General features: G+C 52.5%; 16 protein-coding genes. 15 read left to right on the top strand and 1 reads right to left on the bottom strand.

What is annotated here, in order from left to right; genetic code table 11:
* Positions 1-29: 29 nt before the first annotated feature.
* The 3 genes from metG to IT893_RS08795 are packed head-to-tail and all read left to right on the top strand — an operon-like array spanning position 30 to position 3,180.
* On the top strand, positions 30-1,595 hold the full coding sequence (gene metG / locus IT893_RS08805; protein WP_063089565.1) for a methionine--tRNA ligase: 1,566 nt from the start codon (positions 30-32) through the stop codon (positions 1,593-1,595).
* Complete coding sequence (locus IT893_RS08800; protein ID WP_063089563.1) at positions 1,592-2,404, top strand: TatD family hydrolase; 813 nt, start codon at positions 1,592-1,594, stop codon at positions 2,402-2,404. Before metG ends, IT893_RS08800 begins: the two co-directional genes overlap by 4 nt.
* Positions 2,405-2,406: 2 nt before the next feature.
* Complete coding sequence (locus tag IT893_RS08795; protein WP_197147480.1) at positions 2,407-3,180, top strand: MBL fold metallo-hydrolase; 774 nt, start codon at positions 2,407-2,409, stop codon at positions 3,178-3,180.
* 82 nt (positions 3,181-3,262) lie between these two features.
* On the opposite strand, the gene IT893_RS08790 is transcribed toward IT893_RS08795, so the two are convergent.
* On the bottom strand, positions 3,263-3,691 hold the full coding sequence (locus IT893_RS08790; RefSeq protein ID WP_063089560.1) for a 4'-phosphopantetheinyl transferase superfamily protein: 429 nt from the start codon (positions 3,689-3,691) through the stop codon (positions 3,263-3,265).
* A gap of 258 nt (positions 3,692-3,949) precedes the next feature.
* On the opposite strand from IT893_RS08790, the gene IT893_RS08785 reads away from it, so the two are divergent.
* The 12 genes from IT893_RS08785 (at position 3,950) to IT893_RS08730 (ending at position 14,991) form a co-directional block, all read left to right on the top strand.
* Positions 3,950-4,351 carry a hypothetical protein gene (locus IT893_RS08785; protein ID WP_063089558.1) on the top strand — a complete coding sequence of 134 codons (402 nt, stop codon included), beginning with the start codon at positions 3,950-3,952 and terminating at the stop codon, positions 4,349-4,351.
* An 11-nt stretch (positions 4,352-4,362) separates the two neighbouring features.
* Positions 4,363-5,106, top strand: a complete 744-nt coding sequence (locus tag IT893_RS08780; RefSeq protein ID WP_063089556.1) for a beta-ketoacyl synthase chain length factor — start codon at positions 4,363-4,365, stop codon at positions 5,104-5,106.
* The gene (locus IT893_RS08775; protein WP_197147479.1) at positions 5,099-5,941 is read left to right on the top strand and encodes a 1-acyl-sn-glycerol-3-phosphate acyltransferase; all 843 of its coding nucleotides are present in this window, start codon (positions 5,099-5,101) and stop codon (positions 5,939-5,941) included. Before IT893_RS08780 ends, IT893_RS08775 begins: the two co-directional genes overlap by 8 nt.
* Positions 5,916-6,179 (top strand): phosphopantetheine-binding protein, encoded by a 264-nt coding sequence (locus IT893_RS08770; protein WP_197147478.1) that lies wholly within the window; start codon positions 5,916-5,918, stop codon positions 6,177-6,179. Before IT893_RS08775 ends, IT893_RS08770 begins: the two co-directional genes overlap by 26 nt.
* Positions 6,180-6,181: 2 nt before the next feature.
* A complete protein-coding gene (locus tag IT893_RS08765; RefSeq protein WP_064781383.1) occupies positions 6,182-6,430 on the top strand; it encodes an acyl carrier protein in 249 nt (82 codons plus the stop codon).
* On the top strand, positions 6,411-7,004 hold the full coding sequence (locus tag IT893_RS08760) for a hypothetical protein (RefSeq protein WP_197147477.1): 594 nt from the start codon (positions 6,411-6,413) through the stop codon (positions 7,002-7,004). Before IT893_RS08765 ends, IT893_RS08760 begins: the two co-directional genes overlap by 20 nt.
* Positions 7,005-7,306: 302 nt before the next feature.
* Positions 7,307-8,686: an AMP-binding protein gene (locus tag IT893_RS08755; protein WP_197147476.1), complete on the top strand. Its 1,380-nt coding sequence runs from the start codon at positions 7,307-7,309 to the stop codon at positions 8,684-8,686.
* Positions 8,683-10,368, top strand: coding sequence for a glycosyltransferase (locus IT893_RS08750; protein WP_197147475.1), 1,686 nt, complete (start codon positions 8,683-8,685; stop codon positions 10,366-10,368). The genes IT893_RS08755 and IT893_RS08750 overlap by 4 nt, the downstream gene beginning before the upstream one ends.
* 39 nt (positions 10,369-10,407) lie before the next feature.
* Positions 10,408-10,815: a thioesterase family protein gene (locus IT893_RS08745; RefSeq protein ID WP_197147474.1), complete on the top strand. Its 408-nt coding sequence runs from the start codon at positions 10,408-10,410 to the stop codon at positions 10,813-10,815.
* The gene (locus tag IT893_RS08740; protein ID WP_197147473.1) at positions 10,812-11,450 is read left to right on the top strand and encodes an outer membrane lipoprotein carrier protein LolA; all 639 of its coding nucleotides are present in this window, start codon (positions 10,812-10,814) and stop codon (positions 11,448-11,450) included. Before IT893_RS08745 ends, IT893_RS08740 begins: the two co-directional genes overlap by 4 nt.
* Positions 11,450-13,756: an MMPL family transporter gene (locus IT893_RS08735; protein ID WP_197147472.1), complete on the top strand. Its 2,307-nt coding sequence runs from the start codon at positions 11,450-11,452 to the stop codon at positions 13,754-13,756. The genes IT893_RS08740 and IT893_RS08735 overlap by 1 nt, the downstream gene beginning before the upstream one ends.
* Positions 13,753-14,991: an NAD(P)/FAD-dependent oxidoreductase gene (locus tag IT893_RS08730; RefSeq protein ID WP_197147471.1), complete on the top strand. Its 1,239-nt coding sequence runs from the start codon at positions 13,753-13,755 to the stop codon at positions 14,989-14,991. The genes IT893_RS08735 and IT893_RS08730 overlap by 4 nt, the downstream gene beginning before the upstream one ends.
* Positions 14,992-15,015: the final 24 nt, after the last annotated feature.

Raw genomic sequence — 15,015 nt, 5'->3', positions numbered from 1 at the left:
TTCACGACTTGCGCGAAGGATTTGCCACCATGACCGGGCACAAACAGCCCTATTACATCACGACACCGATCTATTACGTCAACGACAAGCCCCATATTGGCCATGCCTATACCACGCTTGCCTGTGACGTTCTGGCCCGCTTCAAGCGCCTGGACGGTTATGACGTGATGTTCCTGACCGGAACCGATGAACACGGTCAAAAGGTCGACAAATCGGCCGCAGCGAAGGGCATTGCCCCGCAGGCGTTTACAGACCAGGTTTCGCAAAACTTCCGCGATCTTGCCGTTCACATGAACTATTCCAACGATGACTTCATCCGCACCACGGAAGAACGTCACAAAAAGGCCTGTCAGGCGCTTTGGAATACGTTGCTTGAAAAGGGCGAGATTTATCTGGGCTCCTATGATGGCTGGTATTCGGTCCGTGACGAGGCGTTCTACGGCGAGAAGGAACTGATCGAAAAAGACGGCGAAAAACTCGCACCAACCGGCGCACCGGTGGAGTGGGTGTCTGAACCGAGTTATTTCTTCAAGCTGTCTGCTTGGGGTGATCGCCTGCTGGAGTTCTACGAACAGAACCCGGACTTCATCGCACCGCAATCACGCCGCAACGAAGTGATAAGCTTTGTGAAGGGTGGCATGCATGATCTCTCCGTATCACGCACCAGCTTCAAGTGGGGCGTTCCGGTGCCAGGTGACGAAGACCACGTCATGTATGTCTGGCTCGATGCCCTGACCAACTATCTGACCGCGATCGGTTACCCGGATGCAGATCCGGCCAAACTTGAAAAATACTGGCCCGCTGACCTGCATATGGTCGGCAAGGATATCCTGCGTTTCCATGCTGTTTACTGGCCTGCCTTCCTTCTGGCGGCCGGTATCACACCGCCGAAGCGAGTCTTTGCGCACGGATGGTGGACCAACGAAGGCCAGAAGATCTCCAAATCGATCGGTAATGTGATTGACCCGTATGACCTGACCGATAAATATGGTCTGGATCAGACGCGTTATTTCCTGATGCGTGAAGTGCCGTTTGGCAATGATGGTGACTTTTCCCATCGTTCCATGGTCAACCGCATGAATAGCGAACTGGCCAACGATCTTGGCAATATGTGCCAGCGTGTTCTGTCGATGATCCACAAGAACTGTAATGCTGCGATCCCGACACCGGGCGAGTTCACCGACGCAGACAAGGAAATCCTCGCCAAGGCACACGGCATGCTTGATACCGTGCGTCCGCTCTTTGACGAACAGGCGTTCAACAAGGGGCTGGAAGCGATCTGGAGCCTTGTGGGTGATGCCAACCGCTATGTCGATGAAATGGCGCCTTGGGGCCTGAAAAAGACCGATCCGGCGCGCATGGAGACGGTTTTGTATGTCCTGGCCGAGGTCATTCGCCACGTCGGCATCCTTGTACAGCCAATCATGCCGGACTCCGCGGCCAAAATCCTTGATCAGCTGGTGCTGGCCGATGATCAGCGCGGGTTTGATGCGCTTGGACCGAACAACGCCCTGAAACCGGGGTCGGAAATTCCGAAACCGGCTGGCGTTTTCCCGCGCTATGTCGAGACCGAGGATGAAGGAGAGAAGGCATGAATGTCGCCCTTGTCGACAGCCACTGCCATCTGGACTACCCGCAGTTTTCCGATGATCTGAGCGGAACCCTTGCGCGGGCCAAAAATGCCGGCGTTGGCATGATGGTCAGCATCGGCGTGAAACTTACGACCTTTGACAAGGTCCGCGCGGTTGCCGAACAATCTGATCATATCTATTGCACGATTGGAGTTCATCCACACGAAGCGGGCGAGGAGGGGCTTTCAAGCCCGGATGCCCTGATCGAAAAGGCATCCGACCCGAAAGTCATCGGCATCGGCGAAAGCGGTCTTGATTATTTCTATGACAATGCCCCGCGCGATGCGCAGCAGCAAAGCTTTCGTGCCCATATCGCGGCTTGCCGCGAAACGGGTTTGCCCTTGATCGTCCATACCCGTGATGCCGATGACGACACCATGGATATTCTGGAAGAAGAATATGAAAAGGGGCCGTTTACCGGCGTTATTCACTGCTTTTCGAGCTCCGCTGCTCTGGCGCAGCGCGCTCTGAAGATCGGGTTTTATATTTCTTGTTCAGGCATCATTACCTTTAATTCGGCCAAGGAAATTCGTGCCGCTGTTGAAGACGTACCGCTGGATCGGCTGCTGGTGGAAACCGACGCGCCGTATCTCGCACCAGTGCCCAAGCGCGGCAAACCGAACGAACCGAGCTACGTTGCCCATACGGCGGCGAAGCTAGCCGAAATCAAGGGTGTTGACATCGAAGAAATCACGCGAATAACGACGGATAACTTCTTCACACTGTTCACAAAAGCTGATCGGAAAAACCTGCTTGCGCTGGGAGCCGAATAACAGTGACGAAGGTAACCATCCTTGGCTGCGGCTCCTCAAATGGTGTGCCATCGGTTGGCCTTGGATGGGGAAAGTGCGACCCGAACAATCCGAAAAACCAACGTTTACGCAGCTCGATCCTGATCGAGGAAGCCGGGAAAAAGATCCTTGTCGACGTGACACCGGATTTTCGCCAGCAGGCGCTGACGCACGGGATCGACCACGTCGATGCCATCCTGTTTACCCATTCACATGCCGATCATGTGCATGGCATTGATGATGTTCGCTGGTTGAATGTCGCCATGGAGCGTCCGATTGATATCTATGCAAATGCACAGACAATCTCGGACATTGATCATCGCTTCAATTATGTCTTCACGCCACTGCCAGAAGGCGTTGAGTTCTATTTCAAGCCGGTATTGATCCCGCATGTCATCACGGGGCCAATCACGCCAGCAGGGGTTCCAATCACGGTGTTCAGCCAAGACCACGGCTATGGCGAGACCCTGGGTTTCAAGATAGGGAAGTTTGCCTATTCAACGGATGTGGTTGAGTTCCCTGAAGAATCCAAAGATCATCTCTATGATCTGGATGTCTGGGTCGTGGATTGCTTGCGGCATCGTCCGCACAACACGCACGCACATCTCGAAAAACTTCTGGGCTGGGTCGAAGAGTTCAAGCCCAAGCAAGTCTACATGACGCACATGAGCATCCAGTTTGACTACGCACAGGCGATGGCAGACACGCCAGATCACGTCGAACCAGCTTATGATGGCTTGGTTATTGAGGTGAACTAAGCACCTAAGACTTCAGAGGTGAGGTCGAAATGCCCTAACGCGACACAGCACCGAATAGTTCTATAATATATATTATGACAAATTATCGATTTGAACTATCGCTGGGTTCTGACGCCCACACCAACATTCCGCTATACTGCGCCGGCACCGCCAAGGCACAAACGCACATCTCAGGCTGCTCGTTTCGAGCGGTAATGCCGGTCGCTTTAAACCGTGCCTCATAGAGACACCACTCATTATAAAATGCTCCTGCCGACAGTCCCACATCGGCCCAGCCAAGCGACCGGATCATACCCTCAATATTTCTGTCAGGTTCGTGAAACTCAACATCGATGCCAACCGCGATTTGTTCATCGCATCCGAGTGCGACGCAGACCAAATCTCGGCTATGGCTGATACTTGCCATCAGGGCTTTATCTGAAAGCCTGACTACCGGCCTGCCCGACGGCTCCTTGGACACCTCAAATGCCTGCGAAGGTCCTAAATGCTTCAGCGCGAGGTTACGCAGCATTGATTGCGCGGCACTTGACGATCGCAGGCGCTGTGCGCGACGGCTTGCGTTCGCCCCATGCTCCAATCGCAAAATGGACCATAAAACACTTCCATTTCCCGCAACATTAACGGGAACTGATGGGAAATTTTCGTCTGAAGGCCAAGTTTTGGTTGAATGGTTCATCATGGTTTCATTACACAATTAAGTATTGTTGTAACATGCAACAATCATCCGCATCGGATGCACAACATAATATCGAAAATTGGTAGGTTGGATATGCGCCGTTTAAAGTTTGCCGTCGTCGGTTTGTTGACACTTCTTGTCGCGGCCTGCCGTACGGCACCTATCGAAAATGTCACTCACCATGCATTCCCGGCCGGCACTGAAAAGCTCAGCCTTGCGCAAATTGAAGAAAGCATCATCAAAGCCGCGTCCGACCGTGACTGGATCATTACCCGTCAGGCGGACGGCGTACTGTTCGCCACCTACTCGCCACGCTCGCACATGGCAAAAGTTAGAATCGGCTTTGACAAAACCGAATTCTCCATCGTCTATGCCGATAGTACAAACCTGAACTATGACGGCACCTCGATCCATTACAATTACAATCGTTGGGTCAATAACCTGCGTCAGGATATCTTGCGTGAAGTGTCGGCCAAAGCCGCACTTGCCAACTGACCGCGCCACTTATGGCAGTGCAAGTCAGCTTTACAAACTGGGCGTTCTGGTGCGGGTCTAACGATCACGCTGATCTGAAATACGGAACGCCCGGGCTGCTTCAATCCAGCAAAACCGGGATCGGCAAGGCTGACTTGGCTGGCGGTTTGAAACCGGCATGGAAACGCCGACTGGATCTGTATGGCCGTGCCGCAGCAGAGGTCTTGGCGACAACCTTGCGCACAGACGACAATCCATACATCGTGTTTGCATCAAGACACGGAAATATTGAACGCACTGTAAAGCTTCTGCACCAGGTCATAACGGACGAAGCACTGTCTCCGGCCGACTTTGGCATGTCGGTTCACAATGCGCTGGTGGGCATCGCATCGATTAATTGGTCAATAACTGAAAGCCATACTGCCGTTGCCGCCGGGCCGGATAGCCTTATCGCCGGTATGACAGAGGCAATTTGTCAGATCAATGACACCAACCTGCCCGTCATACTGTGCTATATCGACCTGCCGCTGCCTGCTGTTTACAGACATCTTGAACAGGGTGACCAAACTGGAACCGCGCTGGCCGTGCGGCTCGAACCTTTATCACATGCCAGCCAATCCAACAGCTACACGGCCGAATTCGGCACGACTTCGGAAACGCCCCGGATATCGGCACCTCTCGAGGCAGAACGCTTTGTCGAGTTTTTGGAAAGCGGTCTAGGAAAACACACACTTTCCGGAACCAACGGCTGTTGGACCGTTACCAAAAATGACTGACAATATAGCTCAGCGGCCAGGACCTCAGCGCAAAGGCACCCAAAAAGGCTTTAACTGGTACTGGCGCCTTGTAGCCACGGGCTTTGCCTTTGCCAGTTTCGGGCTCGGCGGGCTTTTTATGGCGCTTACGATTTTTCCGGCCATGATGCTGGTACTTCAGGACCGCGAAAAGCGAAGGCGCTATGCGCAGCTCGTGATTTGTCGCGGTTTCCGAGTTTTTGCCAGAATGCTTGATGTAATTGGCGTCGCCTCGGTCGAAACCAAGAATATTGCGCAGCTTCGTGCAGCAAACGGGTCGATCATCATCGCGAACCACCCTACTCTGCTTGATGTTGTGATGATCCTGGCACAGCGTGATAAGTGCCAATGTGTCGTAAAGCACCAGCTGTTTCGGAATCCGTTTTTGTTCGGTGTCGTGCGGGCTGCCGGCTTTATTCGCAATGATGACAACCCGGAACACCTGATTAAACAGGCGAAATATCATCTGAGTGATGGTGCGTGCATCCTGATTTTTCCGGAAGGAACCCGCACGCCAAGCAACCAAACATTGGGGAAATTCCAACGTGGCGTTGCCAACATCGCGATAGAAACACAAGCCGACTTGATTCCGGTGGTTGTGCACTGTAATCACGATACTCTGAAAAAAGGGGTACCGTGGTATAGGATCGCACCATCGAAAATACGCTATCGTATCGTGGCGGATAAGCCGCTTGCATTTGGGGATTTGCATGATCCGGAGCTCAGCCGTGCCAAACAGGCCCGGTATGTTACCCGGTTCATCAGGGATTATTTTGTGGACAGACTGAAGAATGACCGCGCTGGAAAACGAACTTAAAGCCTTTATTATCGAGACGCTTAACCTTGAAGACGTCACAGTCGAAGAAATTGACGGCGAAGAACCGCTTTTTGTCGAGGGGCTTGGACTTGATTCCATTGATGCGCTCGAACTCGGGGTCGCCATTCAGAAGAAGTACGACGTACGTATTGATGCCAAGAACGAAGATGTCAAAACCCACTTCGCTTCGGTCCGCAACCTTGCGCGCTTCATCGAACAGTCCGGCAAGGAGGGGTGATCATGCATAGCCGTGAAGACGTTTATCAGCAGCTCCACGATTACCTTGTCGATATGTTCGAAGTCCCGGCCGAGGACATCCAGCCCGATGCCCGCCTGATGGAAGACCTTGATCTCGACAGTATCGATGCGGTTGATCTTATTGTGAAGTTTCAGGAAATTACCGGCAAGAAAATCCCGGCCATGGAATTCCGGTCGGTGCGTACGGTCGATGATGTGGTAGAGAAAATTCATGACCTGGTCAGTTCCTAAACGGATTTTGACCATCGTTATTGCCCTGTTGGGCATCGCCTATCCGGTTATCGTGTATTTCGGTTTGGGCGCGGTTTCCCCACGTATTATCCTGATCGCGGCCATCATCTTTGTCATTGCACGCGCTATTATGTTCTTCATCGCCAATAAATATGGTGCGGGACTGATTGCCGGCATCGTTGCTGTCATCCTCGGCGCAGCAGGCTTTGCCAGCGAGATCTTGGCTTTGCGTTTCTACCCGGTCATTATCAGTGCGACGCTTGTCCTGGTGTTTACGCTGTCGCTGTTCTCTGGGATGACGATTATTGAGCGGTTCGCCCGCCTGCAAACACCGGAACTAGATACATTCGGGGTGATGTACACCCGCGGACTGACCAAAGTATGGATCGCGTTTTTTATTGCGAATGGCCTGGTTGCCTTGTGGACCGCACTTTACGCAACACTTGAAACATGGACCCTATATAACGGGTTGATTTCATATATTTTGATTGCGAGTTTGTTCGTCGGGGAATGGCCTGTTCGCCGCATCATCAAAGCCCGCCACCAACATCATATCAATGATCATCGAGTATGACCGGATTTTTGACAGCCCTTTACCAGACAGAAAGCCGCAATAGGCCCCAATGCATTGTTGGTGAACGGCTAATTACGCGTGCGGAGTTGATGAAGGATGCCATCACACTTGCAGCAAACCTTCCGGGTGAAAAACGCATCGCAGTTCACTGTCAATCTGCACATCTGTTCGCGATTGCCCTGATGGCAATATGGCAGCGTGGCTCGACGGTAATCCTGCCTGCGACCGACAAACCCGCCTATCTCGGCACCATCGATGATCAGTTTGATCTTTTCCTTGATGACGCATCAATCGAAGATCTGATGAAAGCTGGTCAAGCAACCTGTCCTCAGCAACCAGACACAATACCGACTCCAACACGTTGTTTTGCCGTGTTTTTTACATCCGGCAGTACAGGCCTTCCGAAGCCCATCACGAAAACACTTGAACAGATTGAGCAAGAAGTCACCATTCAGGACCCGCTGTGGTCACCGATGATTTCACCAAGCGCACGGATTGTCGGGCTTGTTTCGCACCAGCATATTTACGGCCTGATCTTTCGTGTGATCTGGCCGGTTATGTCTGGCCGGATATTCACCGCTGACCCTGCGCCATTCTGGGAAATGATGCAGGGTGACCTCAATCAGGGAGATGTCCTGATCACCAGTCCCGCACATCTCAAAAACCTGCATCCGGGTCTGGCCGATATAGCACGACCATCTCTGATTTTCTCGTCCGGCGGACCACTTGACTACAAACATGCACAAGCGACGCGGGACATGTTCGGGACTTGCCCTATCGAAATATATGGCAGCACGGAAACCGGCGGCATTGCTTATCGACGCCAAACGTCCACTGAAACAGACTGGACGCCCCTGCCCGGCGTAAAACCGCGTCTGAATGATAAGGGATGCCTTGCGGTGCAGGGACCGCATATTGCCCAGTCAGACTGGTATCAAACCGAAGACAAAGCCGATATTGACCAGACTTCCGGGAAGTTTCGCTTGCTGGGGCGTGCCGACCGAATTGTAAAGGTTGAAGGAAAACGTGTTTCACTGAGTTCGGTGGAACAACATTTGATGGTCTCTGATCTGGTATCGGAGGCGGTTGTTTTACTTCCCGACGATAAGGATCGCCGACTTGGTGCGATCATTGTTCTTAGCGATGCGGGGGTTGCCCGGCACAAAGAATTGGGCACTTTTCGGATGGGCCGTTTGTTACGTCGTGAGATCGCCGACTTTGAAGAAGACGCCGCTCTGCCGCAGCGCTGGCGGTTTGTTGACCAGATCCCAACAGACAGCCAGGGCAAGCGCCCGCTTCATCTGTTACGCGCTGTGTTCGCACAAAGGCCAACAGAACCCGATATTCTGGATACTTTTCAAACCGACGATCAGGTCGCGCTCAAACTGAGGCTGCGCGAAGACCTGATTTACTTTGCCGGTCATTTCCCGGACATGCCGATTTTACCAGGCGTCACCCAACTGCATTGGGCGACGTCCTATGCGTCTTCCATGTTCGGAACGCCGGAAACGACCTCTGAGGTTTCCCAGCTTAAGTTCCGAAAACCGATCCTCCCGGGGCATGTTGTGAACTTGGAAATGCGCCTTGATGCAAGTCGCCAGAAAGTAAAATTCCGTTACTTCTCGGACAGTGACGGCGATCTGAGCTCGGGCATATTGAAATATGATGGTGACGCCGCATGAAGCTTTGTGCCGTCGTCCCCACCCATAACCACAGTTCCGCGCTGGAAAGTGTCGTAACGCGCATTCGTGCGCACGACATCCCGGTTTTTATCGTCGATGATGGTTCGGACACCGAAACCCGAAACACCGTAAGCAGGTTACATGCACCTGTTAGCGGTATTTTCTGCCAACGGCTTGATGAAAATGCTGGCAAAGGCGTGGCCGTGATGACGGGCATGGCCGCGGCCAAGCGTCATGGGTTCACCCATGCCTTTCAGATTGATGCCGATGGTCAGCATGAACTTGATCGCATTGATGACATGGTCAAACTTGCGCAACAATCGCCCGGAGCCCTTATTACCGGACTTCCGATATATGATGACAGCATCCCCACCGGGCGCAAGATCGGCCGCTGGGTGACCCATGTCTGGGTGTGGATTGAAACACTGTCGCTTCATATCCGCGACAGCATGTGCGGGTTTCGCATCTATCCCATTGGCCCAAGCCTTGATATCTGGAAACGCCATGGCATCGGCCACAGGATGGACTTCGACACCGAAATCATGGTTCGCCTTTTCTGGCAGGGCGTGCCCGTAATCCATATGCCCATCAAGGTCACCTACCCGGTTGGAAACACGTCGAACTTCCGCATGTGGCGCGATAACGTTCTGATCAGCTGGATGCATACCCGACTGGTGTGTGGCATGCTTGCAAGGCTTCCACGCTTCATTGCCAAGGGCGGAAAGTTTGAGTCACCCACAAACGCAAACACCGAAAATCATTGGTCTGAAATCGATGAACGCGGCATTTATTGGGGCATGCGTTTACTGGGACAGGTTTATCGTTTTGGTGGACGAAAGCTCTGTCTGGCAGTGATGTCGCCGATCATTGCCTATTTCTTCGTGACAGGGCGCACAGCACGGGCGGCATCGCGAGACTTCCTTGAACGCGTAGCAAAGCATAATGGCGATCCCAAGCCGACCTGGCGTGACTGCTTTGGCCATTTCATGAAGTTCGGGGAATCCGCCCTTGATAAAATCGCTGCCTGGTGCGGCGAAATGAACATTGATGATCTTGACCTGCCCGAAGATGCGGACAGTCTTTTTTCTTACATCCCCCGGGATCAGGCGGTAATCCTCTTTGTCTCGCACTTTGGCAATATCGAGCTCGTTCGCGCCATCGCCAGCCGTGATCGTAACTTTCGGGTCAATGTGCTGCTTCATCAGAAAAACGCCGCCCGATTTGGCCGCGTGCTTCAAAAGCTTGCCCCGGCAAGCCAGGTCGACTTGATCGAGGTTAGCGATATCGGCCCGGATACCGCGATGCTTCTTCGTGAAAAGGTGGAACGTGGTGAATGGATCGTGATTGCTGCTGACCGTGTGGCCATCGGCGCCCGGGATAAAACGGTTTCTGTGCCCTTTATCGGCCAGAATGCCCCATTCCCGCAGGGGCCATTTATCCTTGCTCACCTTCTGCGGTGCCCGGTCTACATGGTCGCGGCCTGGCGAGATGGCAAACGTTTCAACATTTCTTGGGAAAAACTGGCTGAGCGCATAGACTTGCCGCGCAAGACACGCACAGCCACAATCACGACATATGCAAAAACATATGCAAGCTGGCTGGAAAAGCTTGTTGTGAAACAACCGCTGCAATGGTTCAATTTTTACGATTTCTGGGCAGACAAGAAGGATAAAAATGAATAACCACCAGGAACACGCCATATGTGGCAATGAGGGCGTTTGATGATCAGCGCATCTGTCACTGAAATCGTACAGTTTTATCATCTCGACCCGATGAATGTGGTCTGGCACGGCAACTATGTTCAGTTCTTCGAGAATGCCCGGTGTGCCCTGCTCGACAAGATTGACTACAATTACCCGCAGATGGATGAGTCCGGCTTTGTCTGGCCAATCGTCGACATGCGCGTCAAATATGTCGCCCCGTGTCGCTTTGGTCAGGAAATCACGATCACCGCAACCCTGCGGGAATATGAAAACCGCCTGAAGATCGACTATCTGGTTACGGATGCGAAAACGGGCCAGAAACTGACCAAGGGATTTACCATTCAGGTCGCTGTTGAAAAAGACAGCGGCGAAATGCTGTATCGCAGCCCGGATTTCTTCATCGAAAAGATGGAGGTTCTCCTGTGACCCACCGTTTTCTTGTTCTGATCACACTGTGTGCAATCGTCATTGTCGGTCTGTCGACAGGGCAGCGGGCATTGCACGCAGAGACAGCAAAACCCGCACCGCTTGATGAGAACGAGTACCTTCGCGGCAGGTTTGAGCTTGCCCGTCATCTGGACGGATTTGAAAAGCCGCTGCTGTCGCGTGGTGAATTCGTTATATCGCCTCAAAATGGTTTGATCTGGAAAACAACTTTCCCGTTTCCCGGAATAACCGTCCTTGAGGATGATGGAATTTTTACGATTACCCCAAATGGTGACCGAAATTCCATGGCAAGCGGATCAGAGACACGACAGTTCGTCCGCATGATCTCTTCGGTTTTGTCAGGTAACTGGGAAACCTTGCAAAGCCAGTTTAATATTACCGAAAACACCAAAAAATCAAACACATGGGAAGCCATCCTAACGCCGAAAGCTAACGGTGCTGTCGCGACCCAGGTGAACCGGATCGCGGCGTCTGGCGATATCTTTGTGAAAACGGTGACGATCAAAAAACCATCGTCAGATCAGGATGTCATTACGTTTGATGATCAGGTGATCGGAATGCTTCCTCTTCCCCCTGAATTCGCCAAACTCTTCACAGACGGGATACCCGAATAATGCGCAGCGCATTCATTTGGATCATTTGTCTTCTCGTGATGGCCAGCTTCTCTGTTTGGCAGTTTGCGACAGACCGGACCCAATTGGATGCTGACTTTCTGTCATTGATTGGCCAGGAACAGGAGCGCAATCAGGATGGCCTCAGCGATATTGATGCGGTACGCGCCCTGCTACGGGAAAATGGTCGACAGGCGATTTTGATGCTGTCGCATACTACTGACCGGGATCAGCTAGAGGCCCTTGCCGAACAGCTCAAAACAGAAATCTCGCAGATTGCAGGCACTGAAAGCGTCACGCTGCCCGGACAAAACGCCGGACGCCTTGAAGACGTGCGCAGCCTCTATGGCCCCTATGCCAGCGGGTTGTTGTCTGACAGTGACAGGACTGCACTTGCCAACGGACAAGCAGAGCAGCTGTATCAACGCACACTTCAACAGCTCTATTCGCCTGCATCATCCTTTACCAGCACGACACTAAAGCTGGACCCGTTCCTGCTGATGCCGGAATTTCTGACTGGGTTGGCGACAAAACTCGGCCCCGGGAATGACATCGTCACCAAAATTGATCGCATTTATCTTCCGTTGATTGTCTCGCTACAAAATGACCAATCTGGCAGCCACGCAAAAAACTGGGTTGATCAGATCAACCGGATTATCACAGACGCGCACCGAAATGTCCCCGAACTTACGATCATTAAAACCGGTCAGATATTCTTTGCTGTGAACGAAGCCGCCACGGCCAAAAGTGACGTTCAAACCATTGCTTTGATTGCGACACTTGGGATCGCAATCATGATCGGCCTGACCTTCTTTTCGGTGTTACCACTTATCGGCGCGATTGTGGTTGTCGGAAGTGGACTGATTGCGGGTGCCACAGCCTTGACGGCCTTTTTCGGCACCATTCATGCGATTGCCTTGGTGTTCGGCGCAACAATGATCGGGATCTCAATTGACTATGCCCTGCATTGTCTTGTGGTTCCGACGGGTAAGACGGGGCCCGATGATCGTTTTAACGCAATCCGAAGCGGTCTTGGTTTGGGGCTTTTAACCTCGGTGATCGGCTTTATCGCGCTGGGACTGAGCCCCACCAGTTTGTTGCTTCAAATCGCCATCTATTCGATTGCCGGGCTGCTTTCGGCCTATTGTTCAGTAAAATTCCTGCTTCCGCTTTTTCCGGCCCGTGAAGTTCGGACTAACTCGCCGATCGCGGCCATACACAACAACCTTATGGTCGCCTTGTCCTACGTTGTTGTTTCAGCACGGCTGCGATTGATTGTGGCAGGCATCCTGATCGCTGCCCTTCCCGTTACTGCCTATCTTGTTCCCGGCCATGATGACATACGCGCACTTGGCCAAAGCAATCCGACCCTGGTTTCAGACGCCCGGACCATATCTGAAACCCTTGGCTTGGGCGGAAGCCCGGCATTTATCAGGATTAACGGCAAAAACGCACAGCAGCGCCTTGAGACATCCGAGGCGGTTCGCCAAGCCATCTCGCCGCTGATCGCCGATGGGAAAATTCAGGGTGCTATCGCATTATCAGATTTTGTCCCATCCATTGCGCGCCAGAAAGCCAACAGAGAACTGGTTCGAAACAACCTTTACCAGCCATTCGCCCCTGCATTGGCTGAAGTTCTGCAAATTTCCCTCAACACCCCGGATTTGGACGCGCCGTACCTTAGTCCTGATAAGGTAGGCAATACCTTGCCAGAGGTGACTACTCTTCAAACCGGTGCATCTGATATCATCCGGCTGCGTGGTGTTTCAGATGGCGCTGCAGTCGCCAAGGTTCTTGAGCCTTTTGAGGAAGCCCGCCTGATCAGCCCGACGGAAACGATCAGCGCTCAATTCGCTGAATACCGCTATTGGGCCTATGTCGCACTTGGCTCGGTTCTGCTGATTGCGCTGTTTCTTGCCTCGCTGCGCTATGGCGTTCAAAAAGGTATCCGTATCTTTTCCGCCCCTGCCGGCGCGATCTTGTTTGCGCTCCTTGGCGGGACTGTGTTGGGTGTTTCGATCAGTTTCTTTACAACAATGGCGATGTTCCTCGTCTTTGCGATTGGCGCGGATTATGTCCTTTTCCTCAGTGAAGGAAATGAGGGGGAACAAGCAACCCATACCCAGCTTGCTGTTTTTCTGTCGCTGATTAGCAGCGTTCTTGCATTCGGACTTTTGGCGACCAGTTCAGTCCCGTTGGTTAGCGATATCGGCACTGTGATAGCAATCGGATTGGTTGGCGCCTGGTTCCTTGCCTTCTGGATGACAGCACCAAACAAGCTCACGACAACAACAGGACAGGCAAATTGAGACAAGATTGCGATATCGCCGTCATTGGCGCCGGTCCCGCTGGCAGTACAGTGGCCAAACTGCTTCACGATGCAGGACTTCACGTCACAGTGCTTGAGGCGCAGGAGTTTCCACGCTTCGTCATCGGCGAAAGTCTGCTGCCCAATTGCATGAATGTGCTTGAACGTGCCGGTTTTCTGCCCGCCCTTGAAAAAGCGGGTTTCCAGCACAAAAACGGCGCTGTCTTTGAGTGCGGCAAAAAACATCGCACTATTGATTTCCGCCAGAATTTCGAGACCACTGGTTGGGGGACAACCTATCAGGTAAAGCGTGCGGAATTTGATCATATCCTTGCCAACGAGGCCGCACGCGCCGGTGTTGACCTTCGATTTGGTCATACGGTCACAGCGGTAGAGACCTCAGATGGTGATTGTCTCATCACCTATCAGGATAAAGCTGGCGCAACATCCGAATTGCGGGCTGGTTTTATTGTCGACGCCAGCGGCTATGGCCGTGTTTTACCAAAGCTTCTGGGACTTGCCCGTGCACCGCAATCAATTTCCCGCCGAGCATTGTTTACCCATGTCATGGACCGCATTGACGATACTGGCTACGACCGTGACAAAATCCTGATCACCGTTCATCCTGATCGTCACGATATCTGGTACTGGCTGATCCCGTTTTCAGATGGCACCGCATCCGTTGGGGTTATTTATCCTGATGGCGACCCTGAATTTGCCGGTATGCGTGAACAGGATATCTTTGACCGGTTGATATCCGAAACCCGTCTTGGTCATTTGCTGGCAAATGCGAAACAAACCCGACAATTGCAATCAATCGCTGGATACAATGCGGAATCTGAAAAGCTGTGCGGCGATGGGTACGTGTTGCTTGGCAATGCTGCCGGTTTTCTTGATCCGGTATTCTCGTCAGGTGTTACAATTGCCCTTCATTCTGCGGAATTGGCTGCGGATATGTTGATCGCGCGACATCAGGGACGCACGGACATCGACTGGGAAACGGGCTTTGCCAAACCATTGATCCAAGGCGTGGAAACCTTCAGATCTTATGTCGATGCATGGTATGACGGCCGCTTGCAGAAAATTATTTTTGAACAACCAGATGATGATTCCCAACTGAAACGTATGGTCGTTTCCATCCTGGCAGGTTATGCATGGAACATGGAAAATCCGCTGGTTGCCAAAACCGACCGTTATCTTGAGATGTTGCACGACCTATGCGCTCCCGCATCCTAAAAGCCGCAATGATCTTGGCCTGCA

The organism is Thalassospira sp. A40-3 (assembly GCF_015871485.1).
GTDB classification, from domain to species: domain Bacteria; phylum Pseudomonadota; class Alphaproteobacteria; order Rhodospirillales; family Thalassospiraceae; genus Thalassospira; species Thalassospira tepidiphila.
This window is presented reverse-complemented; position numbering and strand designations above follow the sequence as displayed.

Excerpts from the sequence above, each read along its gene's own strand:
- metG (WP_063089565.1), top strand. The coding sequence starts at position 30 with ATGACCGGGCACAAACAGCCCTATTACATCACGACACCGATCTATTAC.
- IT893_RS08800 (WP_063089563.1), top strand. The coding sequence starts at position 1,592 with ATGAATGTCGCCCTTGTCGACAGCCACTGCCATCTGGACTACCCGCAG.
- IT893_RS08790 (WP_063089560.1), bottom strand. The coding sequence starts at position 3,691 with ATGCTGCGTAACCTCGCGCTGAAGCATTTAGGACCTTCGCAGGCATTT.
- IT893_RS08785 (WP_063089558.1), top strand. The coding sequence starts at position 3,950 with ATGCGCCGTTTAAAGTTTGCCGTCGTCGGTTTGTTGACACTTCTTGTC.
- IT893_RS08780 (WP_063089556.1), top strand. The coding sequence starts at position 4,363 with ATGGCAGTGCAAGTCAGCTTTACAAACTGGGCGTTCTGGTGCGGGTCT.
- IT893_RS08775 (WP_197147479.1), top strand. The coding sequence starts at position 5,099 with ATGACTGACAATATAGCTCAGCGGCCAGGACCTCAGCGCAAAGGCACC.
- IT893_RS08770 (WP_197147478.1), top strand. The coding sequence starts at position 5,916 with ATGACCGCGCTGGAAAACGAACTTAAAGCCTTTATTATCGAGACGCTT.
- IT893_RS08765 (WP_064781383.1), top strand. The coding sequence starts at position 6,182 with ATGCATAGCCGTGAAGACGTTTATCAGCAGCTCCACGATTACCTTGTC.
- IT893_RS08760 (WP_197147477.1), top strand. The coding sequence starts at position 6,411 with ATGACCTGGTCAGTTCCTAAACGGATTTTGACCATCGTTATTGCCCTG.
- IT893_RS08755 (WP_197147476.1), top strand. The coding sequence starts at position 7,307 with ATGAAAGCTGGTCAAGCAACCTGTCCTCAGCAACCAGACACAATACCG.
- IT893_RS08750 (WP_197147475.1), top strand. The coding sequence starts at position 8,683 with ATGAAGCTTTGTGCCGTCGTCCCCACCCATAACCACAGTTCCGCGCTG.
- IT893_RS08745 (WP_197147474.1), top strand. The coding sequence starts at position 10,408 with ATGATCAGCGCATCTGTCACTGAAATCGTACAGTTTTATCATCTCGAC.
- IT893_RS08735 (WP_197147472.1), top strand. The coding sequence starts at position 11,450 with ATGCGCAGCGCATTCATTTGGATCATTTGTCTTCTCGTGATGGCCAGC.